Consider the following 17,710-nt stretch of genomic DNA (forward strand, 5'->3'; position numbering starts at 1 on the left):
CACCCGTCATGGCCTCGATCACGAGGCCATGACGGGCCGCGCAGCCGTCAGCCGGCTGCGCACGAATCCCACATGCTCGCGCAGCACATAAAACGCATCCGCGTAGGCGAGCGGCATGCGCAGGTGGTTCAGCGCCGCCTCGATCTCGTCGAGCTGCCCTAGCAGCCGGGTGCGTTCTTCGTCGGTCGCGCCGGCGAGCGCGTGCCGTTCGATCGCGATCAGCAAACCGTAATACCGATAGATGCGCGAGCGCACCCGCCACCGGTACAGCGCCGGAATGATCCGCATGGCGGGCACCAACAGCACGGCGACCGGCAACAGCAAGACCAGCGTGCGATCGCCGATGCTCGCGAGCCAGAACGGCAGCGTCCGATACAGAAAGCCTTTGCCGGTCCGGTAATAGCGCTGCGCGTCCTCGCTGATCGGGTACTCGTGCTCGACCGGGCTCGGAAACTGGCCGGCACGCTGCAACAGGCCCGCGGCGCCGTGCACTTCCTGCGCCGCCTCGATCAGCAGATCCGAGATCGCGGGATGCAGCGAACTGCGCGCGACGATCTCGACCATCGGGCTGATCAGGTGGACGGTCTCGGGCGGAATGCGGCGCTTCAGATCGAGCACGCCAGGCGGCAGGTCGATCTGGTCGAGAAACGGAAAGACCCGTGTATAGGCGCTCGCCTCGTCGAAATTCATCACCGAAATACCGGGCACGCGCAACAGCCGCAGCATCAGGCCGCGCGTCGCCGAGTCGCCGCTCAGGATCGCCGCGTCGACCTCGCCGGACACCAGTTGCGTGGCGGCCTGCAGGCCGTCGCTCGGCATCAGCGTGGTGGCGCCGCCGGGCTCGATGCCGTTGGCCTGGAGTAATTGCAGCGCGAGCAGCCGCGTGCCGCTGCCTTCGCGACCGATCGCGATCCGCTTGCCTTCGAGCTGGCCCAATTCCGTGAGCCCCGAGCCGCGATAGAACACGATGACCGGCACATAGGACACGCTGCCGAGCGACACCAGCGACGAGGTGTCCATCCCTTCGCCCACGCCGCCTTGCACGAGCGCGATATCGACGTGCTGCTTCGGATCCAGCAGCCGCTGCAGGTTCTGCACGGAGCCATCGGATTCGAGCACGTTCAGGCGGATGCCGTTGCGCGCGAGGATCTTGCGGTACTGATTCGCGGTGATGGCAAATGTGCTGTCGGGCGGCCCGGCGCTGATCGTGATCGTGCGCGGTGGCGCCGGATTGGCGATCCAGACGATCAGCACGATCGCGAACGCCACCAGCAGCGCCGTGATGAAGTAGGGCAGCAGGTGATCGCGCCATTCGGCGCGCGTGGGTTCGCCGGGAAAGTGCGGAGGACGCGGACGCTGCGCTTTCATGAAGACTCCGTGCCGAAAAGCCGGGATCAGGCATTGTCGCCCGCGCGGGGCGGCTTTGCCGTTGGCAGTTTGCTCTATTGACCGGGCGCGCCGCGGGACATTGAAGCACGCCGCCCGCAGCCGAAAAAAACGAAGTGCGTGGCATAATTTGCCGCAAATCGCAGTCTGGCAGTTGTGGACAATAATCGCGCTGCGTGGCGTAGGGCACATGTTCAATCGTTGGCATCGGAAGATCGGCAGTTGGCTTGGATTGCTCGCGATCCTGATGACGACGCTCGCGCCGAGCATCTCGCAGACGCTCGCCGCCCATCGTCACGCCGATGCGATGATGGGCGAGCATTGCGAGATGGCGTCGATGGGCGACATGGCGTCAATGCCGGGCATGCCGATGCAGGACATGCAGGTGCAGGACGACGGGCCCGATCCCACCCAGGCCGCCGCCGACGCGCCAGCCCCGTCCGACGCCGCCGCCAACCCCGCCGGCAATGCCGCCGAAAAGCACGCCCAGATGTCCGGCGATGCCTGCGGCTATTGCAGCCTGCTCGCGCATCTGCCGGTGATGCCGAGCGTCGGCATGCTGTTCGTCGCCGCGGTCCGCGCGCGCCAGCACGTCGCCGCGACGCGTTTCGACAGCGTGCGCCGCGTCGAACCGCTCACCTTCGCGCAGCCGCGCGCCCCGCCTTTCGCTTCCTGATCCGCATCACCTGCGACGCGATGCGCCGAGCCGCATCGCGCATGCCTGCGCGTGTCCATTCGACGGCGCGCGCCGGCCTCGTCACGACCGATCAGACAGGATGCACTCATGCACACACCAGCAACGCGCGGCGGCCGTCCCCCGCGCGCGGCGCCGCTCGTCGCGGCCGCCACTTATGTCGCCTACAGCGCCTATGCCGCATGCGGCCTGGCAGGCCTATGCGCCGCGCCGTCCATCGCGCAGGCCCACGCGATCGCGGGCGACCGCGTATTTCCGTCGACGCTCGCCGTCGATGACCCCGGCGTCGGCGACGAAGCCAACTTCGAGTACGGCCATCAGCGCGTGCCCGGCGACAACGGCGACCAGAGCATCAACACCTTCAGCTTCGAGTACGACAAGCTGATCACGCCGCGCCTCGCGGTATCGATCGACGGCGGGTACGTGATGCAGAACAACCCGCGCGCGGCCGGCTTCGACAACTTCGGCGTCGGCCTCAAGTACCTGCTGTACGTGAACGAACCGCACGAGCTGATGACGTCGATCGGCGTCAACGCGGAGCTCGGCGGCACCGGCAGCCGCGCGATCGCCGACAACTTCTCGACGATCTCGCCGACCGTCTTCGTCGGCAAGGGCATGGGCGACCTGCCCGATTCGCTCGCGTATCTGCGGCCGATCGCGATCACGGCGGAAGCGGGCCCCGCGCTCAGCACCGGCGCGGGTCAGCCGAACGCGTTCAACTACGGCTTCACCGTGCAGTACAGCCTGCCGTATCTGCAGCAGCACGTGCACGACGCGGGTCTGCCGCAGCCGATCGCGAGCCTGATTCCGCTCGTCGAGATTCCGCTGTCGCGCAGTCAGGGGCAGACGACCGGCACGGTCAATCCGGGCTTCATCTGGATGAATCGCTACGGACAGTTCGGCGTCGAGGCGCAGATTCCGATCAACCGCGCGAGCGGCTCGCACGTCGGCATCCTGGTGCAGGCGCATCTGTTCTTCGATGACATCGCGCCCACCACGCTCGGCAAGCCGCTGTTCCAGTAAGGACCATGACGATGAACACGATCTTCAGAACTCACGCGATGCGCGCGGCGGCGTTCCTCGCCGGCCTCACGCTCGCGAGCGCGGCCCTCGCGCATGTGTTTCCGCAGAAGCAGGAGCCGGGCGCGGGCACTTCGGTGAGCGCGCCCACGCAGGTCAAGGTGACGTTCGACGGGCCGCTCGAACCGGCGTTCAGCTCGCTCACCGTCAGCGATGCGAGCGGCAAGCAGGTCAGCACGCAGAAGTCCTCGGTCGATGCGCGTGAGCCCGCGGTGATGACGGTGCCGCTGCCGACGCTCGCGGCCGGGCATTACGTGGTGCATTGGGTGGCGGTGGCGTCGGACGGGCATCGAACGCATGGGGATTATGGCTTCGATGTGAAGTAGGGGAGAGGCAGATGCGGCGTCGCCGGTTCGTGCGCGGATCGGTGACGCGGCGTGTCGCCAGGCTCGCCGGAACACCACGCCAGCGCCACGCCAGCGCCACGCCAACGCCGCTCAGACCCGCTTGAACAACTGCCGTGCGAGCGAGCACATCAGCGTGGTCGCGGGCGATTCGTCCTGCAAGCGCCGGCTCATGATGATCGGCGAGGCCGCGTTGGCCGACGGAATCGGCCGGTACGCGACGCCATGCGCGCGCAAGCCTTCGACGCTCTCCGGCACGAGACAGACGCCGACCTGCGCGGCGACCAGACCCAGTGCGGTCTGCAACTCCCGCACTTCGTGGATCGCCTTCGGCTCCAGCGCCTGATCGTGCATCGCCGAGATCTGCTGGTCCGCATAGCTCGGCCGCGGCGTGCTCGGATAGACGATCAGCGTTTCCTCGGCGAGCGCCGCGAGCGTGAGCGGCTTCTTTTGCCGCGCGAGCGGATGGTCCTGCGGCAAAGCCGCGATCATCCGTTCCTCGACCAGCACTTCGCGCGCAAGCTGCGCATCGTCGAAGCGCAGTCTGCCGAAGCCGACGTCGATGCGGCCGCCCTTCAGCGCGGCCAGTTGCTCGATCGTGAACATCTCGATCAGCGAGAGCTCGATATGCGGAGCGGCCTCGCGAAACGCGCGAATCACGGCGGGCAGCGCGCCATACAGCGTCGACGGCACGAAGCCGATCACGATGCGCTCCGCGAGTTGCGCGAGCCGCCGCGTGAGCGGCGCGAGCTCGTCGGCTTCATCGATCAGACGTTTCGCCTGCGTGTAGAAAATGCGGCCGGCTTCGGTGAGCCGCAACGGCCGCGAGCCGCGCTCGAACAGCGGCAGGCCGACGCTTTCCTCGATCTGCTGGATCTGCCGCGACAGCGGCGGCTGCGTCATGTGCAGACGGTTGGCCGCCCGCGTGATGTTCATCTCCTCGGCGACCGCGATGAAGTAGCGAAGTTGGCGAAATTCCATGCAGGCCCCTGAGGTGTGATGCGTCGGCAATCGGTGTTGCGTCGGTCCGGTACGGTGCTCCCCCTGCGGCGCTCGGCGAGGGCAACGAATGATAGCAACAGCGCTGTCAAATGGCCGCCAGATGGCGCACGAGCGCCTTCTCCGCGCGCGGTAGCGCATTCAGCTCGCGCATGCAGATGAGCAGGCGCCGCGTGGCCCACGGGTCGCTCAGCTCGACCGTGCGCAGGCCCGGCGTGCCGCGATAGCGCTTCGCCGCGGTGGCCGGCACGATGCCGATGCCCGCGCCCTGTTCGACCATGCGGCAGATGCCGTCGAAGCTACGTACGTTCGCGCGGAAGCTCAGCGGCTGGCCGGCGAGCAGCGCGCGCTCGCCGAGATAGGTTTGCAGCGCGCTGTCCGCGGCGAGGCCGATGAATTCGCGCTGCGTGACTTCGGCGAGCGCGACGCGCCGGCGCGCGCCGAGCGCATCGTCGCGACTCGTGACGAGCACGAGCTTGTCGATTGCGAACGGCAGCGTCTGCAACGCGCCATGGTCGAGCGCATCGGAGACGATGCCGATATCCGCCGCGCCGGTGAGCACCGCCTTGACCGTCTCGCTGCTCTGGCGTTCCTTCAGATCCACCTGCACGTTCGGGTGATCGCGCAGAAACGCGCCGATCGCCGTCGGCAGGAACTCGGTGAGCGCCGCGGTGTTGGTCCATAAACGGATGCAGGCCTTGCGGCCCTGCTGAAGCTCGCCGAGTTCGTCCTGCATCCTGTCGATCTGGCCGAGCACGAGCCGCGCATGGTGCGCGAGCGTGTCGCCGGTCGGGGTCGACTCGACGCCGCGCCGGCCGCGTTCGAGGAGCGGCATGCCCAACGCTTCCTCCATGCCGCGCAGTCGCGCGCTCGCCGACGGTAGCGACATGTTCGCGCGCGCGGCGCCGTGCGTGATGCTGCCGGTGTCGAGAATATGCAGAAAGAGGCGTAGATCGATGAGGTCGAAGCGCATGAGGGTTCGCAGGCGGGGCGGATCGCCAAGGGCACGTTGATCGGACATTGTGCCTTAGGCCGAAGCTAAGTCACGCTACGCATCTTACGCATTGTGAAGCGCGGGGCGGCGCAGCAGAATCGCCGGCATCGTTTCAACGGATGCCGTCCCGATGATCTCTTCGTTTTCCATGCCGCTTTCGCTTCCGGCGCCCTTGCTTGCGCACATTGGCGTGGTGGCCGCCACGTTCGCCGTGGCCGGCTTCGTCAAGGGCGTGACCGGCATGGGCCTGCCGACCGTCGCGATGGCGGTGCTCGGCACGCTGATGCTGCCCGCGCAGGCGGCCGCGCTGCTGCTGTTGCCGTCGTTCGTCACCAACGTGTGGCAGCTATTCGCGGGGTCCGGTGTGCGCGCGCTCGTCGTGCGCTTGTGGCCGATGCTGGCGGGCATCGTCGGCGGCACGCTCGTTGCCGCGCCGTTCATTGCAGGGGGCGGCGTCTGGGCGGTCGCGGGTCTCGGCGCCGCGCTCACGCTGTATGCGGCGGCCGGGCTGCGCGCGTGGCGCCTGCCGGTGCCCGTGCGGCACGAGCGCTGGCTGTCGCCGGCGATCGGCACCGTGACCGGCCTCGTCACGGGCGTCACCGGCGTGTTCGTCGTGCCGGCAGTCCCGTATCTGCAGGGGCTCGAGTTGACAAAGGAGGACCTGGTTCAGGCGCTCGGGCTGTCGTTCACGGTATCGACGATCGCGCTCGCGATCGGCCTCGCCGGCGCGCATGCGTTCGCGCTCGATGGTCTGCGCGAGTCGTTCGCCGCCGTGCTGCCCGCGCTCGCCGGCATGTGGCTCGGTCAGCGTGTGCGCGGACGTATCAGTGCGGCGAGTTTTCGTCGCTGGTTCTTCATCTGTCTGCTCGGACTCGGTTTGGAATTAATGGCGCGTGCGTTCGTTTAACGAAGACATGATGGCGGTGCAGACCAAAGGAGGGAGATCGTGTGGCCCATTATTCTCGACACGGTCGGCGCGCTCGCGGTGCTCGCGAGCGTGGCCGCGCAGATCGCGCTGCTGCGAAAGCAGTGAATGGCGCTAGCGTTGAACGCGGGGGGGCCTTGAGGTCAGACCCGCGTTTCATTTGTTAAAGCGCGCGCCGAAGCAGATCGACACCACCCGACCTGAAAAGCGGCGGTGGGACCCAAGCCGAATCCAATCTCGTAAGCATCCCGTAAACGGACCGTCCGAATCCGCTGCGAACCGATTGTTCGTCGGAAGCGGCGTATCAATTCGTCTCGAGCCGCTTTATCCGGCCTCTCGTGATGCCTAAATTAACGTCCAGTGACAGCGCCACTGCAGTTCCAGCTTCAGCAGCATGGACCGCGCGACTTCTCGCGAGGCATGCCGGCGCGAACTCTTTCAAGGACACGATCATGAGCAAGCTCACAGGCAAGGTAGCGGTTGTAACGGGCGCATCGAAAGGCATCGGTGCGGCGATTGCGAAGGGATTGGCGGCGCAAGGCGCGTCGGTCGTGGTGAACTATGCGTCGAGCCGTGCCGGCGCCGACAAGGTGGTCGCCGATATCACTGCGGCCGGCGGCAAGGCCGTCGCGGTCGGCGGCGACGTCTCGAAGGCCGCGGACGCGAAGGGCATCATCGATACGGCGATCGAGACCTATGGCCGGCTGGACGTACTGGTCAACAACTCGGGTGTCTATGAATTCGCGGCGCTCGACGAGATCACCGAAGCGCATTTCCATAAGCACTTCGATGTCAACGTGCTCGGGCTGCTGCTCGTGACGCAGGCGGCGGCCAGGCATCTGGGCGAGGGTGGCAGCATCGTCAACATCAGCTCGGTCGCGAGCCGCATCACGCCGCCGACCACCGCGGTCTACACGGCGACCAAAGGCGCGGTCGATGCGATCACCGGCGTGCTCGCGAAGGAACTCGGTCCGCGCAAGATCCGCGTGAATTCGGTGAATCCGGGGATGGTCGAGACCGAGGGCACTCACACCGCCGGTGTGATCGGCTCGGATTTCGAAACGTGGGCGGTCAGCACGACGCCGCTCGGCCGTATCGGCCAACCTGACGATATCGCGGACGTCGTCACGTTCCTCGCCTCGGACGATGCGCGCTGGTTGACGGGCGAAAGCCTGATCGCGAGCGGCGGTTCGCGTTGAGTTCGACAGGGTTGCCAATGCATGCGGCAACCCGCGTAACAGCGCGAGCGCGCTAGCAGGCGGCGCGGCCGGTTGCACCACGGCCGCGCCAAACACCGACGGCGCAGCGACGTGGCGGAAGCTACGCGCGCTGCTCGCCGTCGCGCGCCGCCCCGGTTTCCGCCCCGGGCAACTCCACCGCAAAAAACGCATCCAGCAGATTCGAACCCGGCCGCTCGGCGAGCCGCGTCAACGATTCGATCATCTGCACCCGGCAATCGACGAGCGGGACCATCTTCGCGCGCCGCGATTCCTTGAACTCCGCCCGCGCGATCACGCCGACCCCCATCCCTTGCGCGACCGCTTCCTCGAGCGCCTCGCGGCCATCCACGTACATGACCGGCTCGACCTGCAACGACTCGCGCACGAGCTCGATTTCGAGCAGTTGTTGGGTGACCGACTGCGGCTCGCGGAAAATCATCGGCTGCTTGACGAGCTCCGTGTAGCTGAGCCGGCGCTTCTTCGCGGCCGGGTAGCTGGTCGGCACCATCGCGACCAGCGGATCCCGCCGCAGCACGCGCGACTGCAAGCGGCTATGCACCTGCGGCGCGGCGGTGATGGCCGCGTCGACCGCGCTCGACAGCACGCGCTGCATGCACTCGGCCGCATTGGCGATCGACAGCGTGACCACGATGCCTGGATGCCGCTGGCGAAACGCGCCGATCAGCGCGACGGCGAGATCGGGCGCATCGGCCGCGAGCGATAGCGAACCCGACTCCAGCCCGCCCGCCGATTCGAGCAGCTGACGCGCCTCGCGCTCGCAGCTGAGCATATGCCGCGTCACGCTGAACAGGCGCAGGCCGAGCTCGGTCGTCGCGACGCCGCGCGGCCCGCGCTCGAACAGCTTGACGCCGTAGTCCTGTTCGAGCCGCCGTACATGATCCGACACCGCCGGCTGCGTCAGCGACAACGCCTGCGCCGCTTTCGAAAAGCCGCCATATTCAGCGACCGCATGAAACGCCCGCAATTGCGCGTATTGCACGTGTGCCTCGTTGGTAAATAAGTTTTTCCGATAGGGTCATCGATTATATCGATTTTACCGATAGACAGCCTTTCTGTAACGTGTCAGGTATCGACATAGCGATATCGGAGTTCCAGACATGCAAAGCGCGATCGGCGGTTCGGCGGCGGCATCGGCCGTAACAGCCGCGGCAACATCGGACACCCGCTGCACGACACCCTGCGCCGCGCCGGCTGGCGGCGAGCCTTATCTGCTGACACCTGGCCCGCTGACCACGGCCCTGTCGACCAAGCAGGCGATGCTGCGCGACTGGGGCTCGTGGGACGGCGACTTCCGCGCGATGACCGCCGAGATGCGCGCGAGCCTGCTCGACATCGCCGGCGACACCACCGGCGAGTATGACTGCGTGCCGCTGCAGGGCAGCGGCAGCTACTGCGTCGAAGCGATGCTCGGCAGCCTGATTCCGCGCGACGGCCACGCGCTCGTGCTCGCCAACGGCGCATACGGCAAGCGTGCCGCGACGACGCTCAGCTACCTCGGCCGCGCCTGCACGCTGCTCGACAAGGGCGACTACCTGCCGCCGCGCGGCGTCGAAGTGGAGCGCCTGCTCGCCGCCGATGCGTCGATCACGCACGTGGTCGCGATCCATTGCGAAACGAGCTCGGGCATCCTCAATCCGCTCGAGGAAATCGCCGCCGCGGTCGCGAAGCACGGTCGCAAGCTGCTGATCGATTCGATGAGCGCGTTCGGCGCAGTGCCGCTCGACGTCCGGCAGATCGAGTGCGAGGCGTTCGTGTCGTCGGCGAACAAATGCATCGAGGGCGTGCCCGGTTTCGGTTTCGTGATCGCGCGCAAGAGCGCGCTCGCCGAAGCGAAGGGCCGCAGCCATTCGCTCGCGCTCGACCTGTACGATCAATGGGACGTGATGAATCGCACGGGCCAGTGGCGCTTCACGCCGCCCACGCATACGGTGGCCGCGTTCATCGAGGCGCTGCGCCTGTTCAAGCTCGAAGGCGGCCAACCGGCCCGGCTTGCACGTTATGCGAACAATCGCGACGTGCTGGTGGCCGGCATGCAGGCACTCGGCTTCGAGCCATTGCTGGGCGCGCACTGGCGCTCGCCGATCATCGTGACGTTTTTCTCGCCGGCGCATCCGTCGTTCGAGTTCGCGCGCTTCTATGAACTGATGAAGGAGCAGGGCTTCGTCATCTATCCGGGCAAGCTGACGGTGGTCGACAGTTTCCGCATCGGCTGCATTGGTCAGGTCGACGAGCACGTGATGCGCCGCGTCGTCGAGGCCTGCGAGCAAGCGTTGCGCACGATGGGCGTCACCCACGCGGCGCCGCCGGCCGCCGCGCTCGACGAACGCAAAGCGCTCGCCGAAGCCGCCTGAGCCGCCTGAGCCGCGGCACCAGACCCAACAGATTCGAATTCCACAGGATTGAAGCAGATGAAACACGTGAAGGCAGTGATTTTCGATTGGGCCGGCACGGTGGTCGACTACGGTTCACGCGCACCGATGGGCGCGTTCGTCGAGACCTTCGAGCAGTTCGGCGTGCCGATCACGATCGACGAGGCGCGTGGCCCGATGGGCATGGCCAAGCGTCCGCATATCGCGGCGCTGATGGCGCTGCCGCGCGTCGCGCGGGCGTGGGCCGAGCGCCATGGCCACGCGCCGACCGACGCCGATATCGACGCCGTGTACGACGTGTTCGTGCCGAAGAACATCGCGGTCGCGGCGAGCTATAGCGCGGTGATCCCGGGCGTCGCCGAAGTCGCCAGCGCGTTACGTCAGGACGACATCCGCATCGGTACGACGACCGGCTATACCCGCGAGATCATCGACCAGATCGTGCCGGGCGCGGCCGCACAGGGCTTTTCGCCCGACAGTATCGTGTGCACGGGCGACACGCCGGAAGGGCGGCCGTCGCCCTACATGATCTACCGGACGCTGCCGCAGCTCGGCGTGTGGCGCGCGAAAGACGCGATCAAGGTCGACGACACCGAGGTCGGCATCGAAGAGGGCATCAACGGTGGCACGTGGACGGTGGGCGTCGCGGTGAGCGGCAACGCGTTCGGCCTGAGCGAGGCCGAGGTGAAAGCGTTGCCGGCCGACGAATTCGCCGCGCGTCGCGAGGTCGCGACGGCGAGGCTGAAGGCGGCGGGCGCGCATTACGTGATCGATAGCGTCGCGGATCTGATGCCGGTCGTCTACGACATCGACGCACGGCTCGCGCGCGGCGAGCGGCCCTGACGCGGCATCACTTGAAGAAACCGACTGCGAGATCGATGAACTCGCGCACCTTGCGTGGCACGAACTCGCGGCTCGGATACACCAGCGATACCGCTACGTCGCCATTGAGCACCGAGTAGCCGTCGAGCACGCGCACCAGCGTGCCGGCGCGCAATTCGTCCTCGACCATTTCGAGCGGCAGCAGCGCGATGCCCATTGCACCGAGCGCGGCCTGCTTCTGCATGATCATGCTGTTGACCGTGAACGATGCATCGATCGCGATGCTCTCGGCGCCGTCCTCGCTCGCGCTGTCGGCGTCGCCTTTGTGGAAGATCCACATCGGGCCGGTCGTATCGAACGGCGCGGCAATCAGCCGATGCGCCGTCAGATCGGCGGGCGTTTGCGGACGACCCGCCTGCGCGAGATACGCGGCCGCCGCCACCGGCACCGCGTGCGAGTTGATCAGACGCCGCACCACCAGCGACTCCGAGCGGATCATATGCTCGGTCACGATGCCGACATCGAAGCCGCCTTCGAGCAGATCGACGCGTTTTTCCGTCAGCGTGACGCGCAGGTTCACCTGCGGAAAGCGCGTGTGATATTCGGCGAACAGTGGCGTCAGCCGAAACAGCGAAAAACTGCCGAGCGCGACGACGCGCAGATCGCCCGCCACTTCGCGCGACGCGGTCGTCGCGCGCGACTCCACTTCCTCCAGCTCGGCGAGCAGCATGCGGCAACCGTCCGCGTATTGCGCGCCCGCTTCGGTCAGCACGACCTTGCGCGTGGTGCGCTGAAACAGGCGAATGCCGAGATGCTGTTCGAGGCTCGACACATGCCGCGTGACGACCGAGGTCGACACGTTCAATTGCGCGGCGGCCTGCGCGAAGCTGCCGACATCGGCGACCTTGACGAAGGCCTGCATGGCCTGAAAAAGATTGATCATCTGAGTGCGAAAAACAGCTTGGTTGTTGCGTCCGACGTGGCCCCGCACGTTGCGCGCGCGTCGCGTCGCGCCGGCTTCACCCGAGCGCTGGCCACGGCACGGCTGAACGCGTTCCTGATGGCATCCTGAGCTACCCCGCGAGCAGCGCACCGTCGCGTGCGACGACGCGGCCATTCGCGATCACCAGCTTGCGCGCCGGCCGCGCGACGAGCGCCTGCGCGAGCGTGTCGGCGTCGACCAGCACGAGATCGGCGCGCGCGCCCGGCTGCAAGCCGTAGGCGTCGAAGCCGCAGGCGCGCGCGGCGACGCCGCTCACGCAATCGAAGGCGAGCGCGAGATCGTCGTCGCGGCGCAGGCCGTAGCGCATCGCGATCAGCATTGCGCGTTCCAGCATGTCGGGCGAGCCGTAGGGCGTCCACGTGTCGCGAATCCCGTCGTTGCCGCCGAACAGCGTGACGCCGTGCGCGCGACACGCGGTGAGCGACGGCACCGGCACCGACGGCGGCGCGGTGGTCAGCAGCGCGACGCGCAGCTCCGCGAGACGCGCGAGCAGCGCATCGCGTTCGCGCTCGGGCAGTGCGCCGAGACAGAAAGCGTGACTGACCACCACTTGCCCCTGCATGCCGTGCGCCGCGACGCGATCGAGCAGCAATCCGAGCGTGAACGCACCGATTTCGCCGGGCTCGTGCAGATGGATGTCGATCGGCTTGCGGTGACGCTCGGCAAGGGCGAAGGTCAGATCGAGCGACTTCACCGGATCGCCGTCGATCAGCGCGGGATCCAGCGCCCCGAGCACGTCGGCGCCCGCGGCCAGCGCGCGATCGAGCAGCGTGTCGGTGCCCGGCCGGCCGAGCAGCCCCGATTGCGGAAACGCGACGATCTGCAGGTCCAGCACGCCGCGCAGCGTCTCGCGCGTGGCTAGCACGCCATCGAGATGGCGCAGGCCTGCATCGGTGTCGATATCGACGTGCGTGCGCAAGCGCGTCGTGCCCGCCGCCAGAAACGCGCGCGCGAGCGCGAGCGATTGCGCGCCCGCGTCGTGGCCGCTTTCGGCGCGCCAGCGCCGTTCGTTTTCGATGCGGTCGGTCAGCTTCGGCCCCCCCTCGTTGCGATACCAGCGCAGCCCCCAGTTCGTCTTGTCCAGATGCGTATGCCCTTCGACGAAACCGGGCAAGAGCAGCGCGTCGCCGCCGTCTTCGACCGGCACACCGGGCTCGCGCGGCAGATTGGCGCCGAGCGCGGCGATCCGACCGTCAGCGATCGATACGTCGACGCGAGTGCCATCGGCCAGGCGCACGTTGGTGATCTGTGAGGCGTGGGTAGTGCGGAGCGGGGCGGTCGTGGTCATGGGCGGCAGGCGAGGAGGTGAACGGGATGGTGAACTGTGTCACCGGCGCGGCACTCGGGCAACGCGCGATGTTACGCGTAGACGATAATAAATCCGTCCCCGTTCCGGCAAATAGCGCGCGAATTAATCCGGGAATCAGACGCACGGCACTCGCGGAGCAAGGCCGCGCCCGCCCGCAAAATCCAAGGCCGGACGGCGGTTCACGGTATACTCCCGCGTAACTTGCCTAATCGCCAGGCTTGCCCGATACTCTGCTGTTACCCTCAAATCTCCCCGTACGTCGAGTTTAACGCTACTGCTTATGAGCACAATTCTTGAAAGTCTTCCGATCGGCCAGAAGGTCGGTATCGCGTTTTCCGGTGGCCTCGACACCAGCGCCGCGCTGCACTGGATGCGCAAGAAGGGCGCCGTGCCGTACGCCTACACGGCCAACCTCGGTCAGCCCGACGAAGACGATTACGATTCGATTCCGCGTCGCGCCACGCAATACGGCGCCGAAGGCGCGCGCCTGATCGACTGCCGCGCGCAACTGGTCGCCGAAGGCATCGCGGCGCTGCAGTGCGGTGCGTTCCATATCTCGACGGCGGGCGTCACCTACTTCAACACGACGCCGATCGGCCGCGCCGTGACGGGCACGATGCTCGTCGCCGCGATGAAGGAAGACGGCGTCAACATCTGGGGCGACGGCAGCACGTACAAGGGCAACGACATCGAGCGCTTCTACCGCTACGGTCTGCTCGTCAATCCGGACCTGAAGATCTACAAGCCGTGGCTCGACCAGCTGTTCATCGACGAACTCGGCGGCCGCTCGGAAATGTCGGAGTTCATGCGCCAGTCGGGCTTCGACTACAAGATGTCGGCTGAAAAGGCGTATTCGACCGACTCGAACCTGCTCGGCGCGACCCACGAAGCGAAAGATCTCGAAAGCCTGGAGTCGGGCATCCGGATCGTGAACCCGATCATGGGCGTCGCGTTCTGGCGCGACGACGTGCAAATCGCGAAGGAAGAAGTCACGATCCGCTTCGAGGAAGGCCAGCCGGTCGCGCTGAACGGCAAGACGTTCCCGAACGCGGTCGAGCTGCTGCTCGAAGCGAACCGTATCGGCGGGCGTCACGGTCTCGGCATGAGCGACCAGATCGAGAACCGCATCATCGAGGCGAAGAGCCGCGGCATCTACGAAGCCCCGGGCCTCGCGCTGCTCAATATCGCTTACGAGCGTCTCGTCACCGGCATCCACAACGAAGACACGATCGAGCAGTTCCGCGAGAACGGCCGCCGCCTCGGTCGTCTGCTGTACCAGGGCCGCTGGTTCGATCCGCAGGCCATCATGCTGCGTGAAACCGCGCAGCGCTGGGTCGCGCGCGCGATCACCGGCGAAGTGAGCGTCGAGCTGCGCCGCGGCAACGACTACTCGATCCTCAGCACGAAGTCGCCGAACCTCACGTATCAGCCCGAGCGTCTGTCGATGGAGAAGGTCGCCTCGACGTTCTCGCCGCGCGACCGTATCGGTCAGCTGACGATGCGCAACCTCGACATCACCGACACGCGCGACAAGCTGCGCATCTACTCGCAGGTGGGTCTGCTGTCGTCGAACGACACGGCCGCGCTGCCGCAGCTGAAGGGCGATAAGGAGTAAGGCTGCGGGTCTGTCGACCCAAACCTCGCATCGATCGATGGGCCGGCTCGCGAGAGCCGGCCCATTTTCTTTGGGCCGCCGGATGCGCTCCGGCACCGTCACGCGATCCCACATTTTGCGCTCAAGTTTCGCTCGCCTATGCCGTTGACATGAGCTAATCCCATCCTGGAACCCCGCCGTGCAACTCGCTTACAGTAACGATCGCCTCGCCAGCCGGATGCCCGTCGACACGCCCGTCAGCGGCGAACCCGAGGTGGAGTCGTCGGTGATCGAGTGGCTGTTGCACGACGACCAGGTGATGCGCGAGTGCTTCACGCACGCGGCGGAGATTCTGAAGAGCGTGACCGGCGCGGCGATCACGGCGATCGTGCTGCTCGACGAAGAGCATCAGCACTACCGCGCCGAGGTCGGCATGGCGATGCCGCTCGTCACGCGTGCGCGCTCGCTCGCCGACTATGCGGTGCGCGACGCCGATCTGTTCGTGATCGAGGATGCGCATAACGACAGCCGCTTCGGCGAATGCATGCTGGTCAAGCGTCATCCGTTCGTACGCTTTTACGCGGCGATCGCGCTGCGCGCGCCGAACGGCGAGATCGTCGGCGCGCTGTGTGCGATGGACCCGGCGCCGGGCCGGCTCGACGCGGGCCAGCGCGGCGTGTTCTACCACCTGCGCGCGATGATCGAAAACGATCTGAAGATGCGCACGGCCACCGCGATCGATCCGCTCACGCAGCTCTACAACCGGCGCTTTCTGCTCGAAACCATCGCGCGTCGCTGGAAGGAGGCGCGCGACGGCGACGTGATGGGCTCGGTGGTCGTCGACGTCGACTGGTTCAAGCAGTACAACGACACCTACGGTCATCAGGCCGGCGATCATTGTCTGCGTCTCGTCGCCTCCGTGATGCAGACCGCCGCCGCCGACAGCGAGCGCATCGTGGTCGGGCGCATGGGCGGCGAGGAGTTCGGGCTGCTGGTGCTCGAGGCGCAGGCCTCGACGCTCGAAGACACGCTCGAAACGCTGCGCCAGGGCGTGGCGGACCTCGCGATCGAGCATCGCGCGTCGCCGCTGGGGGTGGTGACGGTCAGCGTCGGCGCGTCGCTGACACGGATCAGCGAGCTGTCGCGGCCCGCGCATCGCGATGGTTTCCTGAGCGCGGACCGTGCGTTGTATCGCTCGAAGCACAATGGGCGCAATCGCGTCACGCTGGCGTAGCGGGCGTTGGTGCGGCGCTGGTTGCGCCTTGGCCTATAGGACCATCGTCCCATTTTCAACCGTTGTGATCGTGGCAATATCGAAGCGCGTAGGGAATGTCGACGCACTCACCGGGTGCAGCAGCAGGACTCTTTACCATGCGCATCATTCAAACGTTGCTGGTCATCGCGGCGTTCTGCTCAGGCATGACGGTCGGCCCTGCGACGTGTCTCGCCGCCCCAGCTCCTGCTGCGCAGCCAGTCGCCTCATTGCCCCCTGCGGCAACCCCATCCGCCCCGGCGTCGGCTCCCGCAGCGCGCCATATCGATCTCACCAATAAACCGTGGACCGGCGATTTCGACGCGATGCTCGACCGGCGCCTGATCCGCGTGCTGGTTCCCTATAGCCGGACACTCTATGTGAATGACCAGGGTCACGAGCGGGGGCTGACCGCCGGACTCGTGCGGGACTTCGAGCGCTACGTCAACAAGAAATATCAATCGACGCTCGGCAATCGTCCGCTCACCGTGGTCATTATTCCGACAACCCGCGACCAATTGCTCCCGAGACTGATAGCAGGCAAGGGCGACATCGCCGCGGGCAATCTGACGGCCACGGAGTCCCGCCTGAAGCAGGTCGATTTCGTTGCGCCGCATGACCGCACACCCGTGCGCGAAGTGGTCGTCACCGGGCCGAAGTCGCCAGTCCTCGCGAAGCTCGACGATCTCAGCGGAAAGACGGTTCACGTACGACCCAGCAGCAGCTATTACGAGAGCCTGAACGCGCTGAACGCGCGGTTCAGCAAGGAAGGCAAAGCCCCGGTGAAGCTCGTGCTGCTGCCCGACGCCCTCGAAGACGAGGACGCCATGGAGATGCTCAATGCCGGACTGGTACAGATCCTCGTCGTAGACGACTGGAAGGCGAAAGTATGGGCCCCCATACTGCCCAAAATCGTCGTGCACGACGACATTGCGGTGCGCGACGCAGGTTACGTCGGCTGGGCGATCCGGGTGAAGAGCCCGAAGCTCCAGGCCGCGATCGACGACTTCTACCTGAACTATGTGAAGAAGCAGAGCGTCGCGGAAGTCCGTCTCCAGCAGGAAATGAAGCGCATCAAACAGATCTCCGACAATACGGAGGCAAACGACCTGAAGCGGTTCAATGAGACGATCGCCCTGTTCAAGAAATACGGCGCGACGTACCGATTCGATCCACTTTTGCTGGCGGCTCAGGGATATCAGGAATCGCAACTCAACCAGAATGCGCGTAGTCACGTTGGCGCAATCGGGATCATGCAGCTCATGCCCGCCACAGGGAAAGAACTCGCGGTTGGCGACATCCGGGTGACCGATGCGAACATCCACGCGGCAGCGAAATATCTCGATCGCCTGATGTCCCGTTACTTTACCGACGCCCACTTCTCGGACAGGGACCGTTCGCTGTTCGCGTTCGCAAGCTACAACGCAGGGCCTGCGAACATTGCCAAAATGCGCAAGGAAGCGGTGGCGCGCGGCCTCGATCCGGACAAGTGGTTCAACAATGTCGAGATTGTCGTCGCCGAGAAAATTGGCATCGAGACGACGACCTATGTGCGCAATATCTTCAAGTATTACGTCGCCTACCGGCTCGTACAGGATGCCGAGGCCGCACGCGATCGCGCTATCGGGCAAATGCGCAAGCAGGGTGGCGGGTGAGGGAAAGGGGGCAGCTGCATCGTGAAGCGCCGTGATCTGATGA

At 66.1% G+C, this 17,710-nt stretch carries 16 protein-coding genes; 10 read left to right on the forward strand and 6 right to left on the reverse strand.

What is annotated here, in order from left to right; translation table 11 throughout:
* Nucleotides 1-18: 18 nt before the first annotated feature.
* Complete coding sequence (locus CI15_RS14865; RefSeq protein ID WP_062129039.1) at nt 19-1,368, reverse strand: TAXI family TRAP transporter solute-binding subunit; 1,350 nt, start codon at nt 1,366-1,368, stop codon at nt 19-21.
* A gap of 208 nt (nt 1,369-1,576) precedes the next feature.
* On the opposite strand from CI15_RS14865, the gene CI15_RS14870 reads away from it, so the two are divergent.
* The 3 genes from CI15_RS14870 to CI15_RS14880 all read left to right on the forward strand — a co-directional run bounded on the left by CI15_RS14870 (nt 1,577) and on the right by CI15_RS14880 (nt 3,486).
* Complete coding sequence (locus tag CI15_RS14870) at nt 1,577-2,062, forward strand: DUF2946 domain-containing protein (RefSeq protein ID WP_062129041.1); 486 nt, start codon at nt 1,577-1,579, stop codon at nt 2,060-2,062.
* 108 nt (nt 2,063-2,170) lie between these two features.
* Entirely contained in the window at nt 2,171-3,103 is a 933-nt protein-coding gene (locus tag CI15_RS14875; RefSeq protein WP_153041112.1) for a hypothetical protein, read from the forward strand.
* Nucleotides 3,104-3,114: 11 nt separating this feature from the next.
* On the forward strand, nt 3,115-3,486 hold the full coding sequence (locus CI15_RS14880; protein ID WP_062129353.1) for a copper resistance CopC family protein: 372 nt from the start codon (nt 3,115-3,117) through the stop codon (nt 3,484-3,486).
* A 111-nt stretch (nt 3,487-3,597) separates the two neighbouring features.
* On the opposite strand, the gene CI15_RS14885 is transcribed toward CI15_RS14880, so the two are convergent.
* Together CI15_RS14885 and CI15_RS14890 are read right to left on the reverse strand one after the other, a co-directional pair.
* The gene (locus CI15_RS14885) at nt 3,598-4,485 is read right to left on the reverse strand and encodes a LysR family transcriptional regulator (protein WP_062129043.1); all 888 of its coding nucleotides are present in this window, start codon (nt 4,483-4,485) and stop codon (nt 3,598-3,600) included.
* A gap of 106 nt (nt 4,486-4,591) precedes the next feature.
* Nucleotides 4,592-5,476 carry a LysR family transcriptional regulator gene (locus tag CI15_RS14890; protein WP_062129044.1) on the reverse strand — a complete coding sequence of 295 codons (885 nt, stop codon included), beginning with the start codon at nt 5,474-5,476 and terminating at the stop codon, nt 4,592-4,594.
* 151 nt (nt 5,477-5,627) lie between these two features.
* On the opposite strand from CI15_RS14890, the gene CI15_RS14895 reads away from it, so the two are divergent.
* Both CI15_RS14895 and CI15_RS14900 read left to right on the forward strand, forming a co-directional pair.
* Complete coding sequence (locus CI15_RS14895; RefSeq protein ID WP_241495841.1) at nt 5,628-6,404, forward strand: sulfite exporter TauE/SafE family protein; 777 nt, start codon at nt 5,628-5,630, stop codon at nt 6,402-6,404.
* A gap of 470 nt (nt 6,405-6,874) precedes the next feature.
* The gene (locus CI15_RS14900) at nt 6,875-7,621 is read left to right on the forward strand and encodes a glucose 1-dehydrogenase (RefSeq protein WP_062129048.1); all 747 of its coding nucleotides are present in this window, start codon (nt 6,875-6,877) and stop codon (nt 7,619-7,621) included.
* 121 nt (nt 7,622-7,742) lie between these two features.
* Here CI15_RS14900 and CI15_RS14905 read toward each other — a convergent pair whose 3' ends face one another.
* The gene (locus tag CI15_RS14905) at nt 7,743-8,642 is read right to left on the reverse strand and encodes a LysR substrate-binding domain-containing protein (RefSeq protein WP_062129050.1); all 900 of its coding nucleotides are present in this window, start codon (nt 8,640-8,642) and stop codon (nt 7,743-7,745) included.
* A 118-nt stretch (nt 8,643-8,760) separates the two neighbouring features.
* Between CI15_RS14905 and CI15_RS14910 the strand changes: the two genes are divergently transcribed.
* Nucleotides 8,761-10,014 carry a 2-aminoethylphosphonate--pyruvate transaminase gene (locus CI15_RS14910; RefSeq protein WP_062129052.1) on the forward strand — a complete coding sequence of 418 codons (1,254 nt, stop codon included), beginning with the start codon at nt 8,761-8,763 and terminating at the stop codon, nt 10,012-10,014.
* A 57-nt stretch (nt 10,015-10,071) separates the two neighbouring features.
* Complete coding sequence (gene phnX / locus CI15_RS14915) at nt 10,072-10,875, forward strand: phosphonoacetaldehyde hydrolase (protein WP_062129054.1); 804 nt, start codon at nt 10,072-10,074, stop codon at nt 10,873-10,875.
* A gap of 7 nt (nt 10,876-10,882) precedes the next feature.
* Here phnX and CI15_RS14920 read toward each other — a convergent pair whose 3' ends face one another.
* Together CI15_RS14920 and CI15_RS14925 are read right to left on the reverse strand one after the other, a co-directional pair.
* Nucleotides 10,883-11,797 (reverse strand): LysR family transcriptional regulator, encoded by a 915-nt coding sequence (locus CI15_RS14920; protein ID WP_062129354.1) that lies wholly within the window; start codon nt 11,795-11,797, stop codon nt 10,883-10,885.
* 130 nt (nt 11,798-11,927) lie between these two features.
* Entirely contained in the window at nt 11,928-13,145 is a 1,218-nt protein-coding gene (locus CI15_RS14925) for an amidohydrolase family protein (protein WP_062129057.1), read from the reverse strand.
* Nucleotides 13,146-13,446: 301 nt separating this feature from the next.
* Between CI15_RS14925 and argG the strand changes: the two genes are divergently transcribed.
* From argG to CI15_RS14940, 3 genes are all read left to right on the forward strand, one after another.
* A complete protein-coding gene (gene argG, locus CI15_RS14930; protein WP_062129058.1) occupies nt 13,447-14,781 on the forward strand; it encodes an argininosuccinate synthase in 1,335 nt (444 codons plus the stop codon).
* 178 nt (nt 14,782-14,959) lie between these two features.
* On the forward strand, nt 14,960-15,994 hold the full coding sequence (locus tag CI15_RS14935) for a diguanylate cyclase (RefSeq protein ID WP_241495842.1): 1,035 nt from the start codon (nt 14,960-14,962) through the stop codon (nt 15,992-15,994).
* A gap of 137 nt (nt 15,995-16,131) precedes the next feature.
* A complete protein-coding gene (locus CI15_RS14940; RefSeq protein ID WP_062129062.1) occupies nt 16,132-17,667 on the forward strand; it encodes an MltF family protein in 1,536 nt (511 codons plus the stop codon).
* The last annotated feature ends 43 nt before the right edge of the window (nt 17,668-17,710 follow it).

This window comes from Paraburkholderia monticola (assembly GCF_001580545.1).
Taxonomy (GTDB): domain Bacteria; phylum Pseudomonadota; class Gammaproteobacteria; order Burkholderiales; family Burkholderiaceae; genus Paraburkholderia; species Paraburkholderia monticola.

Bases quoted from the DNA above. Each gene is read 5' to 3' on its own strand.
- argG (WP_062129058.1), top strand. From the start codon at position 13,447: ATGAGCACAATTCTTGAAAGTCTTCCGATCGGCCAGAAGGTCGGTATC.
- CI15_RS14880 (WP_062129353.1), top strand. From the start codon at position 3,115: ATGAACACGATCTTCAGAACTCACGCGATGCGCGCGGCGGCGTTCCTC.
- CI15_RS14925 (WP_062129057.1), bottom strand. From the start codon at position 13,145: ATGACCACGACCGCCCCGCTCCGCACTACCCACGCCTCACAGATCACC.
- CI15_RS14910 (WP_062129052.1), top strand. From the start codon at position 8,761: ATGCAAAGCGCGATCGGCGGTTCGGCGGCGGCATCGGCCGTAACAGCC.
- CI15_RS14895 (WP_241495841.1), top strand. From the start codon at position 5,628: ATGATCTCTTCGTTTTCCATGCCGCTTTCGCTTCCGGCGCCCTTGCTT.
- phnX (WP_062129054.1), top strand. From the start codon at position 10,072: ATGAAACACGTGAAGGCAGTGATTTTCGATTGGGCCGGCACGGTGGTC.
- CI15_RS14900 (WP_062129048.1), top strand. From the start codon at position 6,875: ATGAGCAAGCTCACAGGCAAGGTAGCGGTTGTAACGGGCGCATCGAAA.
- CI15_RS14885 (WP_062129043.1), bottom strand. From the start codon at position 4,485: ATGGAATTTCGCCAACTTCGCTACTTCATCGCGGTCGCCGAGGAGATG.
- CI15_RS14870 (WP_062129041.1), top strand. From the start codon at position 1,577: ATGTTCAATCGTTGGCATCGGAAGATCGGCAGTTGGCTTGGATTGCTC.
- CI15_RS14940 (WP_062129062.1), top strand. From the start codon at position 16,132: ATGCGCATCATTCAAACGTTGCTGGTCATCGCGGCGTTCTGCTCAGGC.
- CI15_RS14890 (WP_062129044.1), bottom strand. From the start codon at position 5,476: ATGCGCTTCGACCTCATCGATCTACGCCTCTTTCTGCATATTCTCGAC.
- CI15_RS14920 (WP_062129354.1), bottom strand. From the start codon at position 11,797: ATGATCAATCTTTTTCAGGCCATGCAGGCCTTCGTCAAGGTCGCCGAT.
- CI15_RS14875 (WP_153041112.1), top strand. From the start codon at position 2,171: ATGCACACACCAGCAACGCGCGGCGGCCGTCCCCCGCGCGCGGCGCCG.
- CI15_RS14865 (WP_062129039.1), bottom strand. From the start codon at position 1,368: ATGAAAGCGCAGCGTCCGCGTCCTCCGCACTTTCCCGGCGAACCCACG.